This window comes from Halomonas sp. 328 (assembly GCF_015645095.1).
Taxonomy (GTDB): Bacteria; Pseudomonadota; Gammaproteobacteria; order Pseudomonadales; family Halomonadaceae; genus Bisbaumannia.
Genome location: NZ_JADOTW010000019.1, coordinates 16,163 through 40,874, shown reverse-complemented (window position 1 = coordinate 40,874; position 24,712 = coordinate 16,163). Strand labels below are relative to the sequence as shown.

Sequence of the window (24,712 nt, the reverse complement as noted above, 5' to 3'; positions counted from 1 at the left end):
AGAGTGCTTGAGCGAGCGCCCGAGCGAGCGGCCCCCCGGCGGGGGCCGCTGTCCCATCGGTCGAAGAAGGCAAACGCGCAATGGACGCTAGCGTCGAACTGGATCGGGTGGTGATGCGCTTCGGCGACTTCACCGCCATCGAGGAGACCTCCCTGGCCATCGCCTCCGGCGAGTTCTTCAGCTTCCTCGGCCCCTCGGGCTGCGGCAAGACCACCCTGCTCAATATCGTCAGCGGCTTCCTGACCCCCACCGCCGGAGAGGTACGCATCGGCGGCGAGTCCATGGCCGGGGTCTCGGTGAACCGCCGCCCCACGGCGATGATCTTCCAGAACCTGGCGCTCTTCCCGCTGATGACGGTGTTCGAGAACATCGAGTTCGGCCTCGAGGTGCGCGGCGTCGACCGCAGGACGCGGCGCGCCACCTCGGAGCGACTGCTCGCCCTGGTGGCCCTGGAGGGCAGCGGTCCCAAGAAGGTCACCGAGCTCTCCGGTGGCCAGAAGCAGCGGGTGGCCATCGCCCGGGCCCTGGCGGTGGAGCCCCGGGTGCTGCTGCTCGACGAGCCGCTCTCGGCCCTGGACCTCAAGCTGCGCCAGCATATGCGGGTCGAGCTCAAGGCGATCCAGCGCAAGACCGGCATCACCTTTATCTACATCACCCACGACCAGGGCGAGGCCCTCAACATGTCGGACCGGGTGGCGGTGATGTCGGCGGGGCGACTCCAGCAGGTGGCCGACCCCATGACCCTCTACCGCTCGCCCCAGACCGGCTTCGTGGCCGCCTTCGTGGGCGAGAACAACCGCCTGGAGGCCAAGGTCATCGACCAGGACGGCGAGCGGGTACGCCTGGACGGCGGCGCCCTGGGCGAGCTGAGCGGGCGCGGCACCGCGCCCACGCCCCTGGCCAATGGCGCCGCCGCGACCCTCTACGTGCGCCCCGAGCACCTGCGCCCGGTGGCTCCGGGGCAGGGCCTCGAGGCCACCATCGAGGCGGTGCACTTCGAGGGCGCCTGGGTGATGCTGGAGACGCGGCTCGCCGCCAGCGGCGAGAAGCTGCGGGTGCAGCTGGGCCACGAGCTCTCCCGCCAGCACCTGGAGGCGCTCCAGCCGGGGCGCCATGCCCACTTCGGCTTCGATCCCGAAGACGCGGTGGTGCTGCCCGACGATGGCGGCCCGGCGCTGGACGCGGCCACCGGCGAGGTGATGGAGGACGCCCATGTTTAGGCAGTTGCGGGCACGCTTCGGCGGCCCCTTGGCGGCGGCGATCCTGGCCCTACTGGGGATCTGGCTGATCGTCATGGTCACCTTGCCCCAGCTGCAGATGATCGACTACTCGCTGCGCCCCAACCTGCTGCCGGCCCAGGTCGGTGGGCCCGAGGACGGCTGGACCCTGGCCAACTACGTCACCCTGTTCAACAACGAGATTCACCGGGCGATCTTCTTCAAGACGCTCTGGTCCAGCGTGCTGGTGACCCTGCTGACCCTAGCGGTGAGCTACCCGCTGGCCTACTACCTGGCCAAGCTGGCCAGTCCCCGGCAGGCGGCGCTATGCATCCTGCTGCTGATCATTCCCTTCTGGATCAACGAGATCCTGCGCACCTACTCGTGGTTCATCATCCTGGCGTTTCGCGGCCCGCTCAACGAGGTGCTGATGATGCTGGGGCTGATCGATCGCCCCATCCGCTTCCTCAGCGGCGATGCCGGGGTCATGGTGGGCATGGTTTATGCCTATATCCTGTTCATGGTCTTCCCCATCTACAACGCCATCGAGAGCCTCGACGACAACCAGGTGCGGGCGGCCCGGGACCTGGGCGCCGGCACCCTGCGCACCCATCGGCGCATCATCATTCCCCATGCCAAGCCGGGCATCGCCACCGGCTGCATCATGACCTTCATGCTGGCGGCGGGCAGCTATGCGGTGCCGGCCCTGCTGGGCTCGCCGGGCAGCCGCTGGTTCACCCAGATCATCTACAACTGGTTCTTCGAGGGCGGCAACTGGAACCAGGGGGCGGCCTACGCCTTCCTGCTGCTGGTGCTGTGCATCGGTTTCATGTCGCTGGTGATGAAGCTCTTCAAGGTGGGGCTGGGGGATATCGCCAAATGAGTTCGCAACGACTGATGGGCTGGGCCCTGCGCGGCTATGTGGTGGTGTTCTTCGCCTACCTCTTCCTGCCGCTGCTGGTGATGGCGGCGGCCACCTTCAACGACAGCCGCTTCCCCACCGTGACCCCCTGGGACGGCACCACCCTGCGCTGGTTCGGCGAGCTGGCCAATGACCGGGGCATGTGGCAGGCGCTCACCAACAGCCTGATCGTCGCCGCCGGGGTGCTGGTGGTGGCGGTGCCCATCGGCATCGCCACGGCGCTCTTCCTCAACACGGTGTCGAGCCGCGCCAAGCCCTTCCTCTATGCGCTGATCCTCTCGCCGCTGCTCACCCCGGGGGTGATCATCGGCATCTCGACGCTGATCTTCTGGCGCCAGTGGGGCGTGAGCGGCGGCATCTTCCTCACCGTGCTGGGCCAGGCCACCTTTATCGCCGCCTATGTGATGCTGATGGTCACCGCCCGGCTGCAGCGCTTCGACCGCACCATGGAGCGCGCCGCCCTGGACCTGGGCGCCAGCCAGTGGCAGATGTTCCGGCGCATCCTGCTGCCCTACCTCAAGCCGGCGATCTATTCGGCGGCGGTGATCGCCTTCCTGCAATCCTTCGAGAACTACAACACCACCCTCTTCGTGGTGGGCTATGACACCACCCTCACCGTCTATATCGCCTCCAAGGTGCGCACCGGCCTGACCCCGGCGGTCAATGCCCTGGGGCTGATCCTGATCCTGGTCACGGTGCTGCTGGCCATCGCCTACGAGGTCAAGCGGCGCCGGGAGACCCGGGTGCCCGGCGTCTAGTGACAACTCCCTACGTCGTCGGCGCAAAAAGACGCGGAATCTGGCCGAATGATGGCGACGAAGGCGATAATGCGTCGCTTCGTGCGCAATAAATGGCGTGTTTTGTCATTTTTGCCTGGCGGCTTCGCCCACCATAGGGGCGTGCCTGTCGCCGAACCCAAGCCGATCTCCGCCCTGGGGCCCCTGACAGGCAGGATCCAGGCCCCGGCGGGTCATCCGTCCGTTGCGTGAACGGCTAGTCTCACAGTCTCCGGTTTTCGGGGCTTGCGACACTGTCCGAAGCTCACGGCAACGGCTCGAGGAGCCGAGATGTCCGACCGTCACGACGACCCCAGCCAGGCGGGGCCGCTGAACCCCGCCGCGTTACAGATTCAGCAACAGGGCCTGCTCAAGGGCGCCCACCGCGGCATGACCCTCACCGCCGCGGCCATCATCCTGGCCTTCGTGCTGTTCACCGCCTTCGATACCTCCCTGGCCGGCACCGTCTTCGGCAGCGCCCGGGCCTGGATCGAGAGCACCTTCAGCGCCTACTACATCATCACCCTGGTGTTCCTGATCGCCGTCTGCTTCGGCCTGATGCTGAGCCCCTTCGGCAAGGTGCGCCTGGGCGACGATGACAGCCGCCCGGAGTTTTCCACCTTCGCCTGGATCGCCATGCTCTTCTCCGCAGGTATCGGCATCGGCATCCTCTTCTTCGGCGTCGCCGAGCCGCTCTTCTACCTGGATACCAGCGGCGCCTTCGGCTACCCCAACAACCCCTACGCGGACCTGGCCGGGGCCACCGAGCTGGGCCATGAGCGGGCGGTCTCGGCGCTGGCGGTCACCTACTTCCACTGGGGCTTCCATGGCTGGGCGGTCTATGTGCTGGTGGGGCTGTCGCTGGCCTATTTCGCCTACCGCAAGAAGCTGCCCCTGGCGCTGCGCTCGGCCCTCTATCCGTTTATCGGCGAGCGGATCTACGGTCCCATCGGCCATCTGGTGGATATCCTGGCGGTGTTCGGTGCCGTCTTCGGGGTGGCCACCTCCCTGGGGCTGGGGGTGAGCCAGATCGCCACCGGCCTGGAGCGGCTGTTCGGTATCGATCCGGGCAACCCCACCCAGCTGGCGCTGATCGTCGGCATCAGTGGCCTCTCCATCCTCTCGGCGGTCTCCGGGGTGGGGCGTGGCATCAAGCTGCTCTCCCAGTGGAACATCATCATGTCGGTGCTGCTGCTGGGCTTCTTCCTCTTCGCCGGCCCCACCAGCTGGCTGCTGGGCATGTTCGGTGACTCCCTGGGGCACTACCTGGGCAATTTCGTGCAGATGGGGCTGTGGTTCCCCGAGGAGCCGGGCCCCTCCCAGTGGCAGGGCGACTGGACCATCTTCTACTGGGGCTGGTGGCTGGCCTGGGCCCCCTTCGTCGGGCTCTTTATCGCGCGCATCTCCAAGGGGCGCACCCTGCGCGAGTACATGGCCTGCGTGATGATCATTCCCACCGCCATCATCATCGGCTGGCTCTGCGTCTTCGGTGGCGTGGCCCTGCATCAGGAGCTCGCCGCCGGTGGCGAGGCCGGGCTGATCACCCTGGTGCAGAACTGGAACCTCCCGGCGGCCCTCTACGGCACCATCGATGGCCTGGCGGCCACCCCCTGGCTGGCCTGGGCGGTCTCGGCACTGGCCACCCTGCTGCTGGCCAGCTGGTTTATCACCTCCTCCGACTCCGGCACCCTGGTGATCACCACCATCCTGTCGCTGGGCAATGACGAGCCCTCCCGGCCGATGCGCATCTTCTGGGGCGCGGTGATCGGTGCCGTGGCGGCGGTACTGCTGCTGGCCGGTGGCCTCGGCGCCCTGCAGACCGCCTCCATCGCCGCGGCCCTGCCGCTCAGCGTGGTGATCATCCTGATGACCCTGGGGGTACTCAAGTCGCTGATCCAGAACCCCGCCGCGGTACGCCGTCGGCGACGTGCGGCCCGGGCCGCCGCCACCGGGCAGGACTGACGCCATGCGCCTGGCGTATGCGGGCCCATTGCCGGAGACCGTCGGTTTCCTGCTGGTGCCGGGCTTCTCGATGATGGCCTTCTTCTCGGCGGTGGAGCCGCTGCGCATCGCCAACCGCATCAGCGGCCGGCCGCTCTTCGATTGGACCCTGATCAGCGAGGGCGGCGGGCCGGTCACCGCCTCCAACGGCATGACACTGATGAGCGACCAGGCCATCGGCGAGGTGCACCACCTGCCCTCGCTGGCGGTATGCAGCGGCTTCGCGCCGGAGGCGCACCTCAGCCGGCCCTTGATGGCCTGGCTGCACCGCCTGGACCAGGCCGGCTGCGTGCTGGGTGGCCTGGACACCGGCTGCTTCCTGCTGGCGGCGGCGGGCCTGCTGGAGGGCGAGCGGGTCACCCTGCACTGGGAGAGCCTGCCCGCCTTCCGCGAACGCTTCCCCGGGGTGCCCACCTCCGACGAGCTCTTCGAGCTGGGCCGCCGGCGCTTCTCCTGTGCCGGCGGCGCCGCCGCCATGGACATGGCCCTGGAGGTGATCGGCCGGCGCCACGGGGCGCGGCTGGCCGTCGATGTCTCCGAGCAGCTGATCCACGAGCGCATCCGCACCCGCAGCGACCAGCAGCGCATGACATTGGCGCGGCGCCTGGGCACCCACAAGCGGCATCTGGTGGAGGCGGTGGCACTGATGGAGCGCCACCTGGAGGAGCCGCTGAGCCTCGCCGAGGTGGCCCGGCGCGGTGGTGTCTCGCCGCGCCAGCTGCAGCGCCTCTTCGACCAGGAGCTGGGCTGCTCGCCCCGCCACTACTACCTCAAGCTGCGCCTGGAGCGGGCCCGCCGTCTGCTCGACGAGACCGAGCTGGATATCCTCTCGGTGGGCCTGGCCTGCGGCTTCACCTCCAGCTCCAGCTTCTCCCGGGCCTTCCGGGGCTTCTACGGCCACTCGCCGCGTCAGGCGCGGCGGGGCCCCGGCTGACCCCGGGGCGGCGACGCCCGAGCCACTCCCCGATACACTGGGGAAAAGCCCCTCGGAGAACGGCCATGGCATCCTCACCCCACCCCCAAGATCCCCACCGCTGGCTCGAGGCGGTGGATGACCCGGCGGCCCTGGCCTGGGTGCGGGAACACAACGCCGAGACCCTGGCCCGGCTGACGGCGGATGCCGGCTTTACGGCGCTGCGCGACGACCTGCTGGCGATCCTCGAGGCCGAGGATCGCATCCCCTTCGTGGTGCGCCGCGGCCCCCATTACTACAACTTCTGGCAGGATCGGGCCCATCCCCGGGGCCTCTGGCGGCGCACCCCGGTGGCGGAGTACGCCAAGCCGCAGCCGGCCTGGGAAGTGCTGATCGACCTGGACGCCCTCAACGCCGCCGAGGGCGAGAACTGGGTGTGGCACGGCGCCCATTGCCTGCGGCCCCGCGACGCGGACGCGCCCTGGCGGCACTGCCTGATCAGCCTCTCCCGGGGCGGGGCCGATGCCGACGTGACCCGGGAGTTCGACCTGGTGGAGAAGCGCTGGGTGGACGACGGCTTCCAGCGCCCCGAGGCCAAGGGCGGGGTCGGCTGGATCGATCGCGACAGCGTCTACGTCTACACCGATTTCGGCGCGGGCTCGCTGACCGCCTCGGGCTACCCCAGGGTGGTCAAGCGCTGGCGGCGGGGCACGCCCCTGGCGACGGCCGAGACGCTGTTCGAAGGGCAAGCGGATGATCTCTCCGTCGCCGCCGTGCACGACCCGACCCCCGGCTTCGAGCGCGACTTCATCAGCCGCGCCAGGGCCTTCTATGCCAGCGAGCTCTACCTCCGCGAGGCCGATGACCAACTGCGGCGCATCGAGGTGCCCGACTCCGCCCACAAACAGGTGCATCGCGATTGGCTGCTGATCGAGCCGCGCGAGCCCTGGGAACTGGCCGGGACCACCCATCCGGCGGGCAGCCTGCTGGTCGCCGACTTCGCGGCCTGGCTGGCCGGCCGGCGCGAGGTGACGGTGCTCTTCACCCCCGAGGCGGGACGCTCCCTGACGGACGTCACCTGGACCCGCCATCACCTGGTGCTCAATGTGCTGGAGCACGTGCGCAACCGCCTGGAGGTGCTGACCCCCGGGGCCGACGGTTGGCGCCGGGCGCCCCTGGCCGGCGTCCCCGCGGCGGGCAGCCTGAGCGTCGCCGCCGTGGACGAGCAGGAGAGCGACGAGTTGTTCCTGGTGGCCAGCGATTACCTGACCCCCACCACCCTGTACCACGGTCGGGTCGGCGAGCCGCTCACCCCGCTCAAGCGGGCCCCGGCGCGGTTCGCGGCCGAGGAGTTCGCGGTCACTCAGCACTTCGCCACCAGTGCCGACGGCACCCGTGTCCCCTATTTCCAGGTGGCGCGGCGCGACCTCGCGCCCCATGGCGACCACCCGACCCTGCTCTACGGCTACGGCGGTTTCGAGGTATCGCTGCTGCCCGCCTACAGCCCCGGGGTAGGGCGCGGCTGGCTGAGTCGGGGCGGAGTCTATGTGGTGGCCAATATCCGTGGCGGCGGCGAATACGGCCCCGAGTGGCACCAGGCGGCACTCAAGGAGAAGCGCCCCCGGGCCTTCGAGGACTTCGCCGCCGTGGCCGAGGACCTGATCGCCCGGGGCGTCACCTCGCCGCGGCGCCTGGGCATCCAGGGCGGCTCCAATGGCGGCCTGCTGGTGGGCAACATGCTGGTGAGGTATCCGCGGCTGTTCGGCGCCGTGGTCTGCCAGGTGCCGCTGCTCGATATGCGCCGCTACCACGAGCTGCTCGCCGGCGCCTCCTGGATGGCCGAGTACGGGGACCCGGACGGCGACGACTGGGAGGCCTTCCTGCGCGACCTCTCTCCCTACCACAACCTGGACCCGGCGGTGGCCTACCCGCCGACGCTGCTGATGACCAGCACCCGGGACGACCGGGTCCATCCGGGCCATGCCCGCAAGATGCTGGCGCGGCTGCACGAGCTGGGCCAGCCGGCGCTCTACTACGAGAACCTCGAAGGCGGCCACGGCGGCGCCGCGGACAATCCCCAGCGGGCCCAGATGCAGGCCCTGGCCTTTACCTTCCTGTGGCAGACCCTGGCGGGGGACTAGCCCAGGGTCACCCGCTTGGGTTCCAGATAGGCCGCGAGTCCCGCCTCGCCGAGCTCGCGGCCGATGCCGCTGCCCTTCATGCCGCCCCAGCTGGCGTGGGGCGGCGCCACCTGGTCGCAGTTGATCCAGACGTTGCCCACCTCCAGGCGCCGGGCGATGGCCTCGGCTCGCCCCGGATCGCCGCTGACCACGCTGGCGGCCAGGCCGTAGTCGCTGTCGTTGGCCAGGGCGATGGCCTCCTCGTCGCTGGCGAAGCGCCGCGCACAGAGCAGTGGCCCGAAGATCTCCTCCCGCCACAGCCGGCTGGTGGTCGGCACCTCGCGATAGAGGCGCGGGGCCACGAAGCAGCCCCGCGCGGGCAGGGCGAGCGCCGGGGTCTCGCTCGGCAGCCCTTCGGCCTCGGCCAGGGCCAGATAGTCCCGCACCCGGTCGCGCTGGGCGGCGTTGACCAGGGGGCCCATCTCGGTCTCCGCGGCCAGGGGATCACCCAGGCGCAGGGCGCCCATGGCCGCGTCGATGGCCGCATAGAGGGCGTCCGCCAGGCGTTCGTGGACCAGCAACCGGCTGGTAGCCGAGCACATCTGGCCGGCGTTGTAGCAGATGCCGGCCATCACCAGGTCCCGGGCCCGGGCCAGGTCGGCGTCCTCGGTGACCAGGATCGGCGACTTGCCGCCCAGCTCCAGGGAGACCGGCCGCACCCCGTGGGCGGCGGCCCGCATCACCGCCTCGCCCACCGGGTTGCTGCCGGTGAAGGAGAGCTTGTCGATGCCCGGATGGCGGCTCAGCGGTGCGCCGATGCCCTGGCCGTCGCCATGCAACAGGTTGACCACCCCCGGGGGCAGGCCCGCCTCCCGGACGATCTCCGCCAGGGCGCGTTCCGGCAGGGGCGTGACCTCGGAGGGCTTGAACACCACCGTGCAGCCGGCGGCCAGCGCCGGGGCCAGCTTCCAGGCGCTGCTGACCAGGGGGAAGTTCCAGGGGGTGATCAGCCCCACCACGCCGATGGGCTCCCAGTAGCGCCGGGCCGTCAGGCCGTCGATGCCGCCGTCGTCGCGCTGCCCCTGGCGCTCGCCCAGGGCGCGGGCCCGGGTGGCGTAGTAGCGGTAGCAGGCGATGGCGTCATCCAGGTCCTGGCGCGCCTCGGCGAGCGGCTTGCCGTTGTTGCGGCTCGATAGTGCGGCCAGCGCCCCGCGGCGCCTCTCGAGCCCCGCGGCGATGGCGTCCAGGGCATCGCCGCGGCGTGCCTCGGGGGTCGCCCGCCAGCCGGGCAGGGCTCGGCGGGCGGCGGTCACCGCCGCCTCCACGTCGGCAGGATCGCCGGCGGTCACCTCGCCGATCGCCACCTCTCGGTAGGGATCGATCAGGGGGTGGCGCGCCCTGGCTTGGCTGGCCACCCAGGCGTTGGCGATGAATTGCTCGGTCAGGACGTGCATCGGCCGCTCCTCGCTCAGCGAATGGGTAGCCAGCGGCGCCGGGTCGGGCGCATGCCGGGGAAGTTCAGCTCCACCAGGCGCAGCACCAGGGTCAACACGATGGTGGTGGCCAGGTAGATGCCGGCGATCAGCAGCAGTGGCTCGTAGACCAGGAAGGTCTCGTCGCGAATGATATTGGCCGCCTGCAGCAGGTCCATCAGGGCGATGGTGGAGACCAGCGGTACCGACTTGAGCAGCAGGATCATCTCGCCGGTCAGGGTCGGCAGGCAGAGCTGGATGGCCCGGGGCAGCCACAGCCGATAGAGCACCTGGAAGCCGGAGAGGCCGAAGGCGCGGCCGGCCTCCAGCTCGCCCCGGGGCACGCTCTGCATGGCGCCGCGGATCACCTCGCCGGAGTAGGCGCCGACGCTGAGGATGAAGGTCAGGGCGCCGAAGAAGAAGGGGTCGCGCAGCAGCGGCCAGAAGACGCTGTCGCGGATGCCCGGGACCCCCTCCAGCAGCCGGCCCACCCCATAGTAGAAGAAGAACAGCTGCACCAGCAGCGGGGTGCCGCGAATCACGGTGGTAAAGGCCCAGGCCAGCCAGGCCAGGGGACGCGGGCCGCGCAGCCGGGCCAGGGCCACCGCCACGGCGAGGAGCAGGCCGCCCACCGCCGAGACCAGCAGCAGCCACAGGGTATTGACGAAGCCCTCCCACAGGTAGGCCTGGTAGAAGGGGTCGCTCAGCCAGGAAAAGTCCATCTCAGGCCTCCGTGGGTTGGCCGCGGCGCACATGACGCTCGAGGCGGGCGAAGAGCGCCGTGGAGGTCAGGGTCATCAGCAGGTAGATGACGCCGGCGGCGGCATAGAAGAGGAAGTAGGCACGGCTGCTGGCGGCGGCCTGCTGGATGGTGAAGAACAGCTCGTTGAAGCCGATCACGCTGATCAGGGCGGTGTCCTTGATCAGGATCAGCCAGAGGTTGGACATGCCCGGCAGGGCATTGGGCAGCATCCCGGGCAGCACGATGCGGTGGAAGCGCGTCCAGCGCGAGAAGCCATAGGCATCGGCGGCCTCCAGCTGGCCCCGGGGAATGGCCAGGATGGCGGCGCGGAACACCTCGGTCATGTAGGCCCCCTGGACGAAGGCCAGCACGCCCACGGCGGTGGCGAAGCCGGTGATCTGCACGGCGCCGGCCATGCCGAGCCGGTCCAGCAGGGCGTCCAGGGCCTGGGCGCCGGCATAGTAGAGCAGGATGATCAGCAGCAGCTCGGGCACCGCGCGGATCAGGGTGGAGTAGGCGGTGGCCAGGCCGCGCAGGGGCGCCCAGGGGCTGAGTCGGGCGCCGGCCCCCAGCAGCCCGAGCAGCAGGCCGATGGCGTAGGCCAGCACGGCGATCTGCACCGTGGTCAGGGCCCCGGCCAGGATGGGACCGGCCCAGTCGCCGAGCCCCTCCGGTGTCATCGAAGTCATGGTGGAACCTTTCCTCGGTCACGCGACGAAGTCCCCCGGCGCTGCTGGCGCCGGGGGGCATGGCAGCCGTTGATGGCTCAGTCGTAGACGCAGACGTCGGTGTCCAGGAACTGCTCGGAAAGCTCGCCGCAGGTGCCGTCCTCGATCACCGCGGCGATGGCGGCGTTCAGGGCCTCGCGCAGATCGTCGTCCTCCTGGCGCAGGCCGATACCGATGCCCTCCCCGTAGGCCTCGTGGCGGGGCGCGGTGGCCTTGACCTCGAAGTTCGCTGCCTCGTCCCGGTCGAGGAACTGCAACATGGCGATCTCGTCGGCGAGGACCAGGTCCAGGCGACCGGCCAGGAGGTCGTTGTTGACCTGCTCCGCCTGGTCATAGAGACGGATGTCCACGCCGCTGTCGCGCAGCTCGCGGCGCGCATAGGTGGCGTTGGTGGTGGCGCTCTGCACCCCCATGATCAGGCCGTCCAGGCCGTCGGGGATGTCCAGCGCCAGGTCGCTGGCCGCCACATAGGCGCCGGGGGTGAAGTAGTAGGGGCGGGTGAAGTCGATGACCCGCTGGCGCTGCTCGGTGATCGACATGGAGTTCATGATCATGTCGATACGCCCGGCGTTGAGGGAGGGAATGATGCCGCTCCAGCCGGTGGGGGCGATCTCGCAGTCGCGACCCATGGCGTCGCAGATGGCATTGGCCAGCTCCACCTCGAAGCCGGTCCAGTCGCCGCTGGCGGCGCGGTAGGTGAAGGGCGGGTAGGGCTCGCCGGAGATACCCACCTTGAGGGGGGCGTCGGCCTGGGCGGTGAGGCTGAGGCCCAGGGTGGCGGCGGTGGCGATCATCAGGGGGAATTTCATGGTCTTCTCCTGTCGTTATGGTTGGTGGAGCGTTCAGGCCGCGGGCGCCACGAAGTGGCGGCAGCGGGGATCCTCGAAGACGTCTTGTGGGGCCCCGGAGGCGGCGATGCGCCCCTGGTCGAGATAGACCAGCTGGTCGGAGACCTCGCGGGCGAAGTGCATCTCGTGGGTGACCAGCAGCATGGTGCGACCCTCGTCGGCCAGGCCGCGGATCACTCCCAGTACCTCGTTGACCCGCTCCGGGTCGAGGGCCGAGGTGGGCTCGTCGAAGAGCAGCAGGCGCGGTTCCATGGCCAGGGCGCGGGCGATGGCCACCCGCTGCTGCTGGCCGCCGGAGAGGAAGGCGGGGTAGGCGTCGCGCTTGTCGGCCATGCCGACTCGCTCCAGGTAGTGCTCGCCGAGGGCGGTGGCGCGCCGGCGGGAGAGTCCCTTGACCCGCATGGGGGCCTCGATGACGTTGCCCAGCACGCTGAGGTGGGGCCAGAGATTGAACTGCTGGAAGACCATGGTCACCTTGGCGCGCAGCCGCTGCAGCTGGCGCCGATCCAGGCCGATGATGTCGCCCTGGGGATTGCGGGCGAAGCGAATCGCCTCATCCGCAATCGCCAGTTCGCCGCGGTCGGGGCGTTCCAGCAGGTTCATGCAGCGCAGCAGGGTGCTCTTGCCGGAGCCGCTGGCGCCGATGATGGAGGTGACGGTGCCTTCGGGGACGCTCAGGGAGACGCCCTTGAGCACCTCCAGGTCGCCATAGCGCTTGATCAGGTGGTCGGCCACCACCGCATCGGCGGTGGCGGCCCGGGGACGGAGGGGAAGCTCGAGTGATGATGTCATAGGCAATCGGCCTCCGGGGCCGCGGTGGGTGACAGGGCAGGCGGGGCGCCGGCATCGCGGGCGCGCTCCGCACAGGCCGCCAGGCGTCGACAGGCGTCGGCGAGGCGTTCGGCCTCCACGGTCAGGCTGAGGCGCACGAAGCCCGCCGCCGAGGGCCCGAAGGCCTCGCCGGAGAGCACCGAGATGCCCTCCTCGTCGAGCAGGCGGTCGGCGAAGGCCTGGGAGGAGAGACCGGTGGCGCGGATATCCACCATCAGGAACATGCCCGCCGGCGGGCGGATCGCCGTGACCGCCGGGCTCTCGGCCAGGGCCGCGCAGGCGGCGTCGCGGCGGCCCCGGTAGACCTCGCGCATCGCCTGCAGCTCGACGGGCGGCGCGGTCAGGGCCTCGCAGGCGGCGTCCTGGATGAAGTCGGGGCAGCCGTAGAGCATGCACAGCGCCAGGTGGGTCAGGTGTTGGATCAGCGCCTCGGGGCCCAGCACCCAGCCCAGGCGCCAGCCGGTCATGGCGTGGGACTTGGAGAGGCTGCTGATCACCACGCAGCGCTCGGCCATCCCTGGCAGGCCGGCGGGGCAGAGGTGCTCGCCCTCGAAGATCAGCTCGGCATAGACCTCGTCGGAGATCAGCCAGAGGTCGTGACGTTGGCACAGGGCGGCGATCGCCGCCCAGGTCTCGGCGTCGATCAGCTGGCCGGTGGGGTTGTGGGGGCTGTTGAGCAGGATGGCCCGGGTGCGCGGGGTGAGGGCCGCCTCCAGGGCCGCCGGGTCGAGGCGGAAGTCCGCCTCGCCGCTCAGCGGCACCTGCACCAGCTCGGCACCGGTGGCGCGCAGCACCGCCTCGTAGGTGACATAGCTGGGCTCGGGGACCAGCACCTCGTCGCCGGGATCGAGCAGGCACTGGGCGGCGGCATAGAGGCCGCACTGGGCGCCGGCCATGACGATGACGTTGTCCGGGCCCGCGGCGATGCCCCGGCGCCGGTAGCCGTCGGCGATGGCCTGGCGCAGCGCCAGCTTGCCCTGCACGTCCGAATAGTGGGTGGCGCCGCCGCGCAGGCTGGCCACGGCGCTCTCGACGATGGGCGCCGGGGTGGCGAAGTCGGGGTCGCCCACCGAGAGCACGGTGATCTCCTCGCCGGCGGCCTGGCGGGCCAGGGCGCGGTAGTGGATATCCCAGGCCGCGGCCCCGTCGCCGGCGATGCGGTCGGTCAGTCGGGAGTAGCGCATATCAGGGCTCCTTGGTTGTGTTGGCGTGGTGCTCACAGGGCCTGGGTCCAGGCGGCGGCATCGACCTCGATCAGCAGCGGCGAGGCCGCCTCGTCGAGCCGGCCGAGGGCCTCGCCCAGGGCGGCCGGGTCACCCACCGCCCGGTAGCGGCAGGCGTAGGCCGCGGCCAGGCCGGCGAAGTCCGGTGGCGCCAGGTCGACGCCGAGCCGGGGCACCTCGTGCATGGCCATGTAGCGGCGAATCTCGTCGTAGCCCTGGTTGTTCCAGATCACCACCGCCACCGCCTGGCCCAGGTCGCGGGCGGTGGCCAGCTCGCCGAGCACGAACTGCAGGCCGCCGTCGCCCACCAGGGCGACCACCGGCCGCTCCGGGCAGGCCAGGGCGGCACCCAGGGCCGCCGGCAGGCCGTAGCCCAGGGTGCCGTAGCCGGTGGCGGCATTGAACCAGCGCCGCGGCGCCGGCAGCGAGGCGAGGAAGTTGCCGGCATAGACCGGCCCGGTGGAGTCGCCCACCAGGATCGCCTCGGGCAGCGCCGCCCGCAGGCTGGCATAGAGGGGCACATAGGGGGCCAGCTCCGGGTCCGCCTCGAGGGCCAGGGCGTCGCGCACCGCCGCGGCGCGGCCATCGTCGGCGCGCGCCGGCAGGGCCTCGGCCAGGTCCTGCATCACCTGGCCCACGTCGGCCACCAGGGCCAGGTCGGCGGCCTGGTTGCGGGCCAGCTGCTGGGGGGCGATATCCACCCGGATCAGCCGCCCGTCGAGGCGGAAGCCATTGTCGAACACCAGGTCATAGTCGGTCTCGCCCAGCTCGGTGCCCAGCGCCAGCACCACATCGGCCTCGGCGGCCAGGCGGCGCGCAGCGGGCAGGCTGGCGGTGGCGCCCAGGTCCAGGGGGTGATCCTGACCCAGTACCCCCTTGGCGTTGATGGTGGTCAGCACCGGCGCCTGCAGGCGCTCCACCAGGGCGCGGGCCGCTTGGGGGGCATCGGCACAGCCGCCGCCCAGCAGCAGCAGGGGGCGCTCGGCGCCGGCCAGCCAGTCGGCGGCCTGGGCGATGGCCGCCGCCGGGGCCGCCGGCGGATAGACCCGCAGCGGGCGCGGCGCCGGGGCCTCCAGGGGCGCAGCCAGCAGGTCCAGGGGGATCTCGATATGCACCGGCCCCGGGCGGGCGCCCTGGAAGATCGCGAAGGCTCGCCCCAGCACCTCCGGCAGCGCCGCCGGGTCGAGCAGGGTGTGGCTGAAGACGCTGACCCCGGCCAGGGTCTCGCGCTGGCCGGGCAGCTCGTGGAGCCGGCCCTGGCCGCGGCCCAGGGTATCGCGACGGTTGACGCTGGAGATCACCAGCATGGGGATGGAGTCGGCCAGGGCCTGCCCCATGGCGGTGGCGATATTGGTCATGCCGGGGCCGGTAATGATAAAGCAGGCGGCGGGCTTGCCGCTGGCCCGGGCATAGCCGTCGGCCATGAAGCCGGCGCCCTGCTCGTGGCGCGGGGTGACGTGGCGGATGGCGCTGTCGCCCAGGCTACGGTAGAGCTCGATGGTATGCACCCCGGGAATCCCGAAGGCGGTATCGATGCCGTACGCCTCCAAGAGCCGCAGTAGATAGCTGGCACAGGTCTGGTTCATCGCGGGGTCTCCTCGTCGACCGGGGATACCGGGTCGGGCAGGCCACCGAAGGGCGGGCGCCCCAGGACCCGCTCCACCATGGGCAGGAAGTGGCTCAGCGGCAGGGTGTCGTAGTCGGGATCGAAGCTGGTCTGGTCCCAGTCGTCGCAGAAGCGCACGGTGCGCGCATAGGCGGGGTGATCCCGGTAGGCCTCCCGGGCGTGGCGATCGAGGCCGAAGTAGTGGCGATAGTGGTAGCCCTGGAAGAGCTCGTGGTGACGAATCATCCAGGCATTGAGCGGGTCGATAAAGGGCTCGAGGATGGCCGCGGCGATCTCGGCGTGGTTGGCCGGGGCCAGGTCATCGCCGATATCGTGGAGCAGGGCGCAGACCACCATCTCCTCGTCGGCGCCGTCGCGCAGCGCCCGGGTGGCGGTCTGCAGGCAGTGCTCGTAGCGGTCCACCGGGTAGCCGTGGGTGTCCCCGGCCAGGTTGTTCAGGTGGGCCAGCACCCGGCGCGGCGCATCGGCCACATAGTCGCGGAAACGGGCATCGATCAGCGCCCAGTCGTCGCGCTGGGCCTCGCCGAAGTGGCGGAAACGGGCCTGGGTCATGCGGGCTCTCCTTGGGCAAGGGGCTCGGCCTGGCGGCGCAATACCCGGCGGCGGCTGGCGGTGCTGTCGCGATCCACGTAGCCCTGGCGCAGGTGGCGCACGCCGCCGGCCAGCTGATAGGCGCGCCGGCCGTGGAACAGCCGATAGTTGTCCATGATCAGCATCTGTCCCGGCGCCAGCTTGAGGTGCAGGGTCAGCTCGTCGCCGGTGATCAGCTCATAGAAGGCGCGGCGGGCGGCGTAGTAGGTGTCCAGCGTCTCGGGGGCCAGGGCCGGCACCCGTTCGGTGCGGTTGGAGTAGCGCACCCGCACCGGCTCGCCCTGGCGATCCAGCTCGATCAGCGGCCCCTCGCTCTCCAGGTGGGTGGTGTCGTCCCGGTAGCGGAAGCCCGGGCGCACCCGGGTCAGGCAGTCGAAGGCCACGGGGTCGCGCTCGCGCAGCCGGCGCGCCGCCATATAGCCGTCCACCAGGGTGTTGTCGCCGCCCTCGGCGGCATTGCTCAGGCAGTGCAGCCAGATATAGCCGGGGATGGGGTCCCGGTAGGGGTTGTCGGTGTGCGGTTCCAGGCCGCGCTGGGTCATGGTCAGGTCGTAGGCATCGGCCACCGACTTGACGTCGGCGATGCCGCCCCAGTTGGTGCGCCGCAGCGGGCCGATGCGGTCGATCAGCGGGCGCATGCCATCCTCCTCGGCGGGGACCCCGGAGACCAGCACGAAGCCGTCCCGGTGCAGTGCCTCCAGCAGCGCCAGCAGGGCGCCGTCGTCGTTCAGGGCGGCGGCGAAGTCGGCCCGGGGGCTAGGGGCGCCGGCGGCGTCCCAGAGCCGCCGGGGCGGATCGATGGGCGCCTCGAGCAGCTCCGCCAGCGGCACCTCGCAGCGGTGGCCATCGCTGAAGCGCAGTGCCAGGCCGGCGCCGCTGACCTCGGCGGCTTCGAGGCGCAGGTCCAGGGGCAGCTCGGCGGCCTCGATCAGGCGCTGGCCGGTGCGCGGGTCCCGGGTCTGGGGATCGGGGCTGCGTTCGCGCAGCCACAGGGCGGTGAACTCCCGCGATTGGTCCCGATGGTCGAGTACCAGGCGTTGGCCCTGGGCCCGGAGCCTGACGTGGGTCATGACGGCGTCTCCACAAGATTCGGTCACTGGCATTGGCGTGAGTGCTTATTACCTTATCCGTGGTTTCGCCCCTGGACTTGATTAAATTGGCCATATCCTTGAACTTATTGGCCATGATGGAACCCTATCCCGACGAATGGCCCTATCCGCGTCCCGACTCGCCGCCCCTGCTGACCCCCGAGGAGGCCGAGCACACCCTGGATGTCTGGCTGGTGCCCAAGTTCTCGATGCTGACCCTGTTCTGCCTGCTGGAGCCGCTGCGGGTGGCCAATCGCTTCGGGCGCGACCTCTTCGCCTGGCGGCTGCGCTCCGCCACCGGCCAGGCGGTGGTGGCCAGCAACGGGGTGCGTATCGACGTGGACGGCCCCCTCGAGACCCTGGCCGACGATGCCGGCCTGATCGTGGTCTCCTCCTACGAGGCGGAGCTGACGGTGGGGGCGGCGGAGCGCGCCGTACTGCGGCGCATCGCCGCCCATGGTGGCTGGCTGGGGGGGCTGGACACGGCGCCCTTTATCCTCGCCCGGGCGGGGGTGCTGGAGGGGCACCGGGTGGCCCTGCACTGGGAGAGCGTGCCGGCCTTTCGCCAGGAGTTTCCTCACCTGGCCATCAGCCAGGCCCGCTACGAGTTCGGTAGCGAGCGCCTGACCGGCTCCGGGGGCTCGGCCAGCATCGACATGATGCTGGACTGGATCGAGCGGGCCTACGGGCCGGCCCTGGCCAATGCGGTGGGGCGCCAGCTGGTCCACCAGCGGGCCCGGGGCGAGGCCTCCCTGGCGCAGCGTCATCTCTACGAAGAGCTGCCGCGCAGCGTGGTGCGGGCCCTGGCGGTGATGGAGGCCAACCTGGCCCAGGCGCTGCCGATCCCCGAGGTGTGTCGCCTGGTGGGCCAGTCCCAGCGCCAGCTGACGCGGCTGTTCATGGCCCACTTCGGCGAGAGCCCCAAGCAGTGCTATCTGGGCCTGCGCCTCGACCAGGCGCGGCGCATCCTCGCCGATAGCCGCTGCCGGGTCACCGAGGCGGCCCTGGCCGCCGGCTTTACCCAGCCGGCGCACTTCTCGCGGGCCTATCGGCAACGCTTCAACGAGGCTCCGAGCACCACCGCCGAGCGGGGCTCGCTGGATCCCCCGCGTTAGCCGTTGTGTTCCGGATCGAGCCGCCGGCGGCGCCGGGCGCGCTGGATCATCCGGTAGCGGGAGCGCACTTCGTCCCGCTCCAGGTAGCAGCCCTGCAGCCAGCGCCGGCCGCCGCCCCCGGCGAAGGCGTCCCGGGCATGCAGCAGCCGGCGGTTGTCGAAGATCACCAGGTCCCCCGGGGCATAGTCGAAGCGCAGGGCGAACTGCGGCTCATGGAGCAGGGCCTGCAGCGCCATCAGTGCCTCATAGGCGGACTCCACCGCCTCGAAGGGGGCCTGCAGCGGGCCGCGCAGGAAGTCGGCGATACGCACCTCCTGCAGTTCGCCGCGCTCGTCCAGGCCGATCATGGGGGCATGCCAGACATGATCGGTGGTGCGGGCGGTATTGGCGAAGCACCAGCGCTGGCGGGTCAGGGTGGCGAAGGCCTCGGGATGTCGGTCGCGCAGCGCCTCGGCCACGGCGAAGCCGTCGAGCATCACCGCCTGGCCCCCCGCCACGTCGTTCTCCAGGCAGTGCAGCAGCTGCAGCCCCGGCTGGTACTCCCGGGTGGGCAGGTCCACATGGGGCGGCAGAGCGATGGAGGTATAGGCATTGGAGTCCGGGTCGGGCTTGGCGCGCACGTCGAAGAGGGTGCCGAAGTTGGTGGCCCGCAGCGGGCCGATGCGCGCGGCGATCTCGGCCAGGGAGCCCGGCGTGGTGGGCAGGCCGCGCAGGCGCACCAGCCCCTTGCCGAGCACGCTCTCCAGGGCCGGGGCGAGGATCGCCTCCTCGGCCTCGCCGGCCGGCTCGGCGTCGAGCAGGCCGCTGGCGTCGAGGCTGTCGGGGCTGGCCCCGGGGCCGCCCAGCCAGGTCGTTACCGGCACCAGGGGGGCCTCCTGGGTGGCGCCGTTGTCGTAGTCGTGGGCGCGCAGCCAGCCGGGGTGAAAGCGCAGCACGCGCGCCTCGGGGGCGAAGGTGACGCAGAGGGCGCCGGCGGCGCCCACCTCGGCGGCGCCGATCTCCGGCCAGGCGGGCAGGGTGGAGAGGTCGAGGATACGCTCCCGGGTGGCGGGATTGACGGTGCTCTCGTCGGCCGCGTTCTCGCGCAGCCAGATGCCGTGGTAGCGGCTCACGCGACCGTCGCTCCAGCCCAGGGTCACCACCCGGGCGTCGTGGGTGACGGAGCGGATCTCGGCCTCGATGGGCCAGGCGTCGTAGTCCGGGGTAAGCGGCAGCGTCGGGGACGAGAGCGAATTCATAAGGACCTCTCCGGGGGGGGATGGAAGGTCCTAGCTTGCCGATTGCCCGCCGAGGAAAAGCGGCGCCATTCGACGCCGACTATGCACGATTCGACAGCCCGGCCTAGTACCACGCAAGGATCCGGCGTAAGCGCCATTCGACGCCCCGGCTAAAGCAGGCACCATTCGACAGCCCGGCTTAAGCGCCATTCGATAGCCAGGCCCGATCCTGCTGGCGTCGCAGCTGGCTGGGGGTGAGGCCGTGGCGCTGGCGAAAGGCGCGGGTAAAGCTGGAGGCGGAGGCGAAGCCACAGGCCTGGGCGATTTCCAGCACCCGGTGGGAGGTCTCCAGCAGCAGGCCATGAGCGTGATCCAGGCGCAGCCCCAGGTAGTGATCCCGGGGCGAACACGCCAGGTAGCGCAGGAAGAGCCGCTCCAGGCCACGCCAGGAGAGTGCCAGGCGCCGGGCCAGATCGGCGATGGCCAGGGGCGACTCCAGGTTGGCCTCCATCAGGCCGATGGCACGGCGCAGTTCCAGGGGCAGGTGGGGCGGTACGGCGGGACGCTGGCGGCTGGCGGGCAGGCGCCCCCGGGCATGCACCAGCTGGGCGTTGACCCGGGCCGCCAGGGCCTCGCCGTGGCGGCGTCGCACCAGGTCCAGGGCCATGTCGATGGCGGCGCTGCCGCCGGCACAGGAGAAGCCTCGGGCATCCACCTCGTAGAGGGACTCCACGGCGTCGACCCGCGGGAAGCGGCGGCGGAAGTCGGGCAGGCTCTCCCAGTGCAGGGTCACGGTCCGGTCATCGAGCAGCCCCGCCGCGGCCAGCGCCACGCAGCCGGTGTCCATGCCGCCCAGCACGCAGCCCCGGGCCGCCCGCTCGCGCAGCCAGCCCAGCAGGGCCGGGGTCAGGGCCGCCTCGGGGGCGAAGCTGGCGCAGACCGCCAGGCTGGGGAAGTCCGGGGCCTGCGCCAGGGCCAGCTCGACCCCCAGGGACATGCCGTTGCTGGCCGTCACCGGGGCACCGTCCAGGCCGATCAGGTGCCAGCGGAACAGCTCGCGGCCCGCCATGCGGTTGGCGATCCGCAGCGGCTCGATGGCGGAGAAGAGCGCCACCATGGCGAAGCGCGGCAGCAGCAGGATACCGATGGGTTCCGGCTCGGGGCCGGCGTAGTGGAGTCGCATCGGGCGTCGTCGTCGGCTCGGGGGCCCCATTATGGGAGCCCGGGGATCGCACCGGCAAACCCGGCTGCCGAGGGTCTGCGTCAAAATGCCACTTTCGTCTTATGTTTTGCAGGAATATTTTTCGTTGGCTAACTAAATAGCACGCCATCGTGCCGCGCTGTCGAGACCGCGACCGGCAGGGTTCCGCCCGGCCGGCCCCTGGCCCCCGCCAGTGCGGCCGTCCCCCCTGCCAACGAGAGTCTCGCTATGACCCTGAGTCCCCGTCCCGGCTGGCGGCGCCTGGTACCGGTCTCCCCCTTGCTGTTGAGCGGCTGCGGTTCGGCCCTGCTCGACCCCAAGGGGCAGATCGGTGCCGAGCAGAAGTCGCTGCTGCTGACCTCCACCGGGCTGATGCTGATCGTGGTGATCCCGGTGATCGTCATGACCCTGTGGTTCGCCTGGCGCTATCGCCATACCAATACCCTGGCCAGGTACCTGCCCGACTGGGCCCACTCCAACCGCATCGAGGCGGTGGTCTGGGCGGTACCCTGCGTGATCATCCTGATCCTCGGGGTGATGACCTGGAAGAGTTCCCACTCCCTCGACCCCCACCAGCCGCTGGAGTCCGACGAGGCGCCCCTGGAGATCCAGGCGGTGGCCATGGACTGGAAGTGGCTGTTCATCTACCCCGAGCAGGGGGTGGCCGCGGTCAACGAGGTCGCCCTGCCGGTGGGTGTGCCGGTGCACTTCCGGGTCACCTCGGCCTCGGTGATGAACGCCCTCTTCATTCCCCAACTGGGTAGCCAGATCTATGCCATGACCGGCATGGACAACGACCTCTACCTGATCGCCGACGAGGCCGGCGTCTATGCGGGCAAGTCCACCAACTACAGCGGGGTCGGCTACTCCGACATGGTCTTCGACGCCCATGCCTCCGATCGGGAGGCCTTCGCCGACTGGATCGCGGCGCGTCAGGCGGCGGAGGCGTCCCTCGATGCCGAGGCCTTCGAGGAGCTGGCCGAGCCGACCCGGGCCCATCCGGTCGAGTACTTCGGCGCGGTGGACGGCGAACTCTATGACTACATTCTCGCCCGTTACCAGGGCGGTGAACCCCATCACACGGCGCCGGAAGGCTAGGAGGGCACCCCATGTGGGGAAAACTGAGTCTGGAAGCGATTCCCTATCACGAGCCGATCATCATGGGGGCGGTCGGCCTGATGGCCCTGGCAGGACTGGCGTTGGTCGCCTACCTGACCCGGGCCCGCAAGTGGGGCTGGTTGTGGAACGAGTGGTTGACCTCGGTGGACCACAAGAAGATCGGCCTGATGTATCTCCTGGTGGCCCTGGTGATGCTGCTGCGCGGCTTCGCCGATGCGCTGATGATGCGCGCCCAGCTGGCCCTGGCCGCCGGCGAGGCCCTGGGGTACCTGCCGCCCGAGCACTATGACCAGATCTTCACCGCCCATGGCGTGATCATGATCTTCTTCGTCGCCATGCCGCTGGTGATCGGCCTGATGAATATCGTCGTGCCGCTGCAGATCGGCGCCCGCGACGTGGCCTTTCCCTTCCTCAACTCGCTGAGCTTCTGGCTGTTCGCGGTCAGTGCCCTGCTGGTCAACGTCTCCCTGGCCCTGGGCGAGTTCGCCGCCACCGGCTGGCTGGCCTACGCGCCCCTCTCAGGCATCGAGTTCAGTCCCGGGGTGGGGGTCGATTACTGGATCTGGGCGTTGCAGATCTCGGGGGTGGGCACCTTGCTCACCGGGGTCAACTTCTTCGTCACCATCCTCAAGATGCGCGCCCCGGGCATGACGATGATGCGCATGCCGGTATTCACCTGGACGGCCTTGTGCACCAATGTGCTGATCATCGCCGCCTTCCCGATCCTCACCGTGACGGTGGCGCTGCTCTCCCTGGACCGCTACCTGGGCATGCACTTCTTCACCAATGACGGCGGCGGCAACGCCATGATGTACGTCAACCTGATCTGGGCCTGGGGCCACCCCGAGGTGTACATCCTGATCCTGCCGATGTTCGGGGTCTTCTCCGAGGTGATCGCCACCTTCTCCCGCAAGCGGCTGTTCGGCTACACCACCCTGGTATGGGCCACCGTGGTCATCACCCTGGCCTCCTTTATCGTCTGGCTGCACCACTTCTTCACCATGGGCGCCGGCGCCAACGTCAACGCCTTCTTCGGCATCGCCACCATGCTGATCGCCATCCCCACCGGGGTGAAGATCTTCAACTGGCTGTTCACCATGTACCGTGGCCGGGTGCGCTTCACCACCCCGGTGCTCTGGACCCTCGGCTTCATGGTCACCTTCACCATCGGCGGCATGACCGGGGTGATGCTGGCCCTGCCGGGGCTCAACTTCGTGCTCCATAACAGCCTCTTCGTGATCGCCCACTTCCACAACGTGATCATCGGCGGGGTGGTGTTCGGTGCCATGGCGGGCCTGGCCTACTGGTTCCCCAAGGCCACCGGCTTCACCCTCGACGAGACCTGGGGCAAGCGTGCCTTCTGGTGCTGGCTGGTGGGGTTCTACGTGGCCTTCGTGCCGCTCTATGTGCTGAGCTTCCATGGCGCCGTGCGGCGCATGAACCACTACGCCAACGCCGACTGGCAACCGATGATGATCATCGCCGCCCTGGGGTCCCTGATCATCCTCGCCGGCATCGTCTGCCAGGTGATCCAGCTGGTGGTCAGCGTGCGCGACCGGGAGAAGAATCGCGACCTGAGCGGCGACCCCTGGGATGGCCGTACCCTGGAGTGGGCCACCACCTCGCCCCCGCCCTTCTACAACTTCGCCCATACCCCGGTCATCGCCGAGCGCGACGCCTTCTGGGATGCCAAGCGCCGGGGCGAATCGCCGCTGCCCGAGGCTCGGGACTACCAACCCATCCATATGCCCCGCAATACCGGTGCCGGGGTGATTATCTCGCTGTTCGCCTTCGGCCTGGGCTTCGCCCTGGTCTGGCATATCTGGTGGCTGGCCGGGCTCTCGGCGCTGGGCGCCTTCGTCGCCTTCCTGGTGCGCGCCTTCGCTACCGATATCGACTATTACGTCGGCGCCGAGGAGGTCGCACGGATCGAGGCCGGTCGGCCGGCGCATCCGACCGCATCGTCCTCCTCCCTTCACGAACAGCCCCAGGAGGCCTTCTGATCATGGCCATGACCCATCCGGCCCCGCAGGCAGCGGGGCATGACCACCAGGAGGCCGGCGACACCACCCTGTTCGGCTTCTGGATCTACCTGATGAGCGACTGCCTGCTGTTCGGCTGTCTGTTCGCGACCTATGCGGTGCTCCAGGGCAACACCGCCGGCGGCCCCTCCGCCGCGGAGCTCTTCGAGCTGCCCTTCGTGCTGGGCGAGACGTTGCTGCTGCTGGCCAGCAGCTTCACCTTCGGCCTCGGCGTGCTGGCCATGCACCGGGACGACCGGCGCGGGCTGAACCGCTGGTTGGTCATCACCTTCCTGCTGGGCGCTGCCTTTATCGGCATGGAGCTCTACGAGTTCCACCACCTGATCGCCGCGGGGGCGGGTCCCCAGCGCAGCGCCTTCCTGTCGGCCTTCTTCACCCTGGTGGGCACCCATGGCCTGCATGTGGGGCTGGGCCTGGTGTGGCTGCTGGTGCTGCTGATCCAGGTCAATACCCAGGGCCTGACCGCCATGACCCGGCCCCGGGTGCTGTGCCTGAGCCTGTTCTGGCACTTCCTCGACGTGGTGTGGATCTGCGTCTTTTCCATCGTCTACCTGCTGGGAGTGATGTCATGAGCCGAACAGCGACCACCTATGGCGGCGCCAGCCACGGCAGCGTCCGTGCCTACACCTGGGGACTGCTGCTCTCCCTGGGGCTGACCCTGATCCCCTTCGGCCTGGTGATGACGGGGGCCCTGGCGGGCCCGGCGATGGTGGCGGTGATCGCCGCCACCGCGGGGCTGCAGATCCTGGTGCAACTGGTCTGTTTCATGCACCTGGACCGCGACTCGGAGGGCGGCTGGACCCTGCTCTCCCTGGCCTTCACGGTGCTGATCCTGGCCATCGTGGTGGTGGGGTCGCTGTGGATCATGCACCACCTCCACCACAACGTGATGCCCGGTTGAACCGGGCGGGAGAGCGCG

Annotated in this window: 22 protein-coding genes; 11 read left to right on the top strand and 11 right to left on the bottom strand. The window is 70.0% G+C overall.

Annotated features, from left to right (window positions below; all coding sequences use genetic code 11):
- Positions 1–80 precede the first annotated feature (80 nt).
- From IHD13_RS11120 to IHD13_RS11095, 6 genes are all read left to right on the top strand, one after another.
- Entirely contained in the window at positions 81–1,220 is a 1,140-nt protein-coding gene (locus IHD13_RS11120) for an ABC transporter ATP-binding protein (RefSeq protein WP_195861114.1), read from the top strand.
- Positions 1,213–2,100: an ABC transporter permease gene (locus IHD13_RS11115; protein WP_195861113.1), complete on the top strand. Its 888-nt coding sequence runs from the start codon at positions 1,213–1,215 to the stop codon at positions 2,098–2,100. The genes IHD13_RS11120 and IHD13_RS11115 overlap by 8 nt, the downstream gene beginning before the upstream one ends.
- Positions 2,097–2,897 (top strand): ABC transporter permease, encoded by an 801-nt coding sequence (locus tag IHD13_RS11110; protein ID WP_195861112.1) that lies wholly within the window; start codon positions 2,097–2,099, stop codon positions 2,895–2,897. The genes IHD13_RS11115 and IHD13_RS11110 overlap by 4 nt, the downstream gene beginning before the upstream one ends.
- A 309-nt stretch (positions 2,898–3,206) precedes the next feature.
- Positions 3,207–4,877 carry a BCCT family transporter gene (locus IHD13_RS11105; RefSeq protein ID WP_195861111.1) on the top strand — a complete coding sequence of 557 codons (1,671 nt, stop codon included), beginning with the start codon at positions 3,207–3,209 and terminating at the stop codon, positions 4,875–4,877.
- A gap of 4 nt (positions 4,878–4,881) precedes the next feature.
- Positions 4,882–5,850: a GlxA family transcriptional regulator gene (locus tag IHD13_RS11100; protein ID WP_195861110.1), complete on the top strand. Its 969-nt coding sequence runs from the start codon at positions 4,882–4,884 to the stop codon at positions 5,848–5,850.
- A gap of 65 nt (positions 5,851–5,915) precedes the next feature.
- Positions 5,916–7,970, top strand: coding sequence for a prolyl oligopeptidase family serine peptidase (locus IHD13_RS11095; RefSeq protein WP_195861109.1), 2,055 nt, complete (start codon positions 5,916–5,918; stop codon positions 7,968–7,970).
- On the opposite strand, the gene IHD13_RS11090 is transcribed toward IHD13_RS11095, so the two are convergent.
- The 9 genes from IHD13_RS11090 to tmpA form a co-directional block, all read right to left on the bottom strand.
- The gene (locus tag IHD13_RS11090; protein WP_195861108.1) at positions 7,967–9,403 is read right to left on the bottom strand and encodes an aldehyde dehydrogenase family protein; all 1,437 of its coding nucleotides are present in this window, start codon (positions 9,401–9,403) and stop codon (positions 7,967–7,969) included. The two genes, IHD13_RS11095 and IHD13_RS11090, sit on opposite strands and share 4 nt — an antisense overlap.
- Positions 9,404–9,417: 14 nt before the next feature.
- Positions 9,418–10,143 carry an ABC transporter permease gene (locus tag IHD13_RS11085; protein ID WP_195861107.1) on the bottom strand — a complete coding sequence of 242 codons (726 nt, stop codon included), beginning with the start codon at positions 10,141–10,143 and terminating at the stop codon, positions 9,418–9,420.
- 1 nt (position 10,144) lies between these two features.
- On the bottom strand, positions 10,145–10,852 hold the full coding sequence (locus IHD13_RS11080; RefSeq protein ID WP_195861106.1) for an ABC transporter permease: 708 nt from the start codon (positions 10,850–10,852) through the stop codon (positions 10,145–10,147).
- A gap of 77 nt (positions 10,853–10,929) precedes the next feature.
- On the bottom strand, positions 10,930–11,700 hold the full coding sequence (locus IHD13_RS11075) for a transporter substrate-binding domain-containing protein (protein WP_195861105.1): 771 nt from the start codon (positions 11,698–11,700) through the stop codon (positions 10,930–10,932).
- A 33-nt stretch (positions 11,701–11,733) separates the two neighbouring features.
- Positions 11,734–12,531, bottom strand: a complete 798-nt coding sequence (locus IHD13_RS11070) for an ATP-binding cassette domain-containing protein (RefSeq protein ID WP_230086257.1) — start codon at positions 12,529–12,531, stop codon at positions 11,734–11,736.
- A complete protein-coding gene (locus IHD13_RS11065; protein WP_195861104.1) occupies positions 12,528–13,754 on the bottom strand; it encodes a pyridoxal phosphate-dependent aminotransferase in 1,227 nt (408 codons plus the stop codon). Before IHD13_RS11065 ends, IHD13_RS11070 begins: the two co-directional genes overlap by 4 nt.
- Positions 13,755–13,786: 32 nt before the next feature.
- On the bottom strand, positions 13,787–15,379 hold the full coding sequence (locus tag IHD13_RS11060; RefSeq protein ID WP_195861103.1) for a 5-guanidino-2-oxopentanoate decarboxylase: 1,593 nt from the start codon (positions 15,377–15,379) through the stop codon (positions 13,787–13,789).
- The gene (locus IHD13_RS11055; RefSeq protein WP_195861102.1) at positions 15,376–15,972 is read right to left on the bottom strand and encodes an HD domain-containing protein; all 597 of its coding nucleotides are present in this window, start codon (positions 15,970–15,972) and stop codon (positions 15,376–15,378) included. The genes IHD13_RS11060 and IHD13_RS11055 overlap by 4 nt, the downstream gene beginning before the upstream one ends.
- Positions 15,969–17,081, bottom strand: coding sequence for a 2-trimethylaminoethylphosphonate dioxygenase (gene tmpA / locus IHD13_RS11050; protein WP_195861101.1), 1,113 nt, complete (start codon positions 17,079–17,081; stop codon positions 15,969–15,971). Before tmpA ends, IHD13_RS11055 begins: the two co-directional genes overlap by 4 nt.
- 113 nt (positions 17,082–17,194) lie before the next feature.
- Between tmpA and IHD13_RS11045 the strand changes: the two genes are divergently transcribed.
- A complete protein-coding gene (locus IHD13_RS11045) occupies positions 17,195–18,214 on the top strand; it encodes a GlxA family transcriptional regulator (protein ID WP_195861100.1) in 1,020 nt (339 codons plus the stop codon).
- Here IHD13_RS11045 and IHD13_RS11040 read toward each other — a convergent pair.
- Positions 18,211–19,452: a TauD/TfdA family dioxygenase gene (locus tag IHD13_RS11040; RefSeq protein ID WP_195861099.1), complete on the bottom strand. Its 1,242-nt coding sequence runs from the start codon at positions 19,450–19,452 to the stop codon at positions 18,211–18,213. The genes IHD13_RS11045 and IHD13_RS11040 overlap by 4 nt on opposite strands.
- Positions 19,453–19,630: 178 nt before the next feature.
- Positions 19,631–20,614 (bottom strand): GlxA family transcriptional regulator, encoded by a 984-nt coding sequence (locus tag IHD13_RS11035; protein ID WP_195861098.1) that lies wholly within the window; start codon positions 20,612–20,614, stop codon positions 19,631–19,633.
- Between the two features lie 246 nt (positions 20,615–20,860).
- On the opposite strand from IHD13_RS11035, the gene cyoA reads away from it, so the two are divergent.
- Genes cyoA through cyoD form a run of 4 tightly spaced genes read left to right on the top strand, consistent with a single transcriptional unit; the run spans position 20,861 to position 24,694 of the window.
- The gene (cyoA, locus tag IHD13_RS11030; RefSeq protein ID WP_195861097.1) at positions 20,861–21,730 is read left to right on the top strand and encodes a ubiquinol oxidase subunit II; all 870 of its coding nucleotides are present in this window, start codon (positions 20,861–20,863) and stop codon (positions 21,728–21,730) included.
- A gap of 11 nt (positions 21,731–21,741) precedes the next feature.
- Positions 21,742–23,754, top strand: coding sequence for a cytochrome o ubiquinol oxidase subunit I (gene cyoB / locus IHD13_RS11025; RefSeq protein WP_195861096.1), 2,013 nt, complete (start codon positions 21,742–21,744; stop codon positions 23,752–23,754).
- Between the two features lie 2 nt (positions 23,755–23,756).
- Positions 23,757–24,365: a cytochrome o ubiquinol oxidase subunit III gene (cyoC, locus tag IHD13_RS11020; protein ID WP_442786571.1), complete on the top strand. Its 609-nt coding sequence runs from the start codon at positions 23,757–23,759 to the stop codon at positions 24,363–24,365.
- Positions 24,362–24,694 (top strand): cytochrome o ubiquinol oxidase subunit IV, encoded by a 333-nt coding sequence (gene cyoD, locus IHD13_RS11015; RefSeq protein ID WP_195861095.1) that lies wholly within the window; start codon positions 24,362–24,364, stop codon positions 24,692–24,694. Before cyoC ends, cyoD begins: the two co-directional genes overlap by 4 nt.
- The last annotated feature ends 18 nt before the right edge of the window (positions 24,695–24,712 follow it).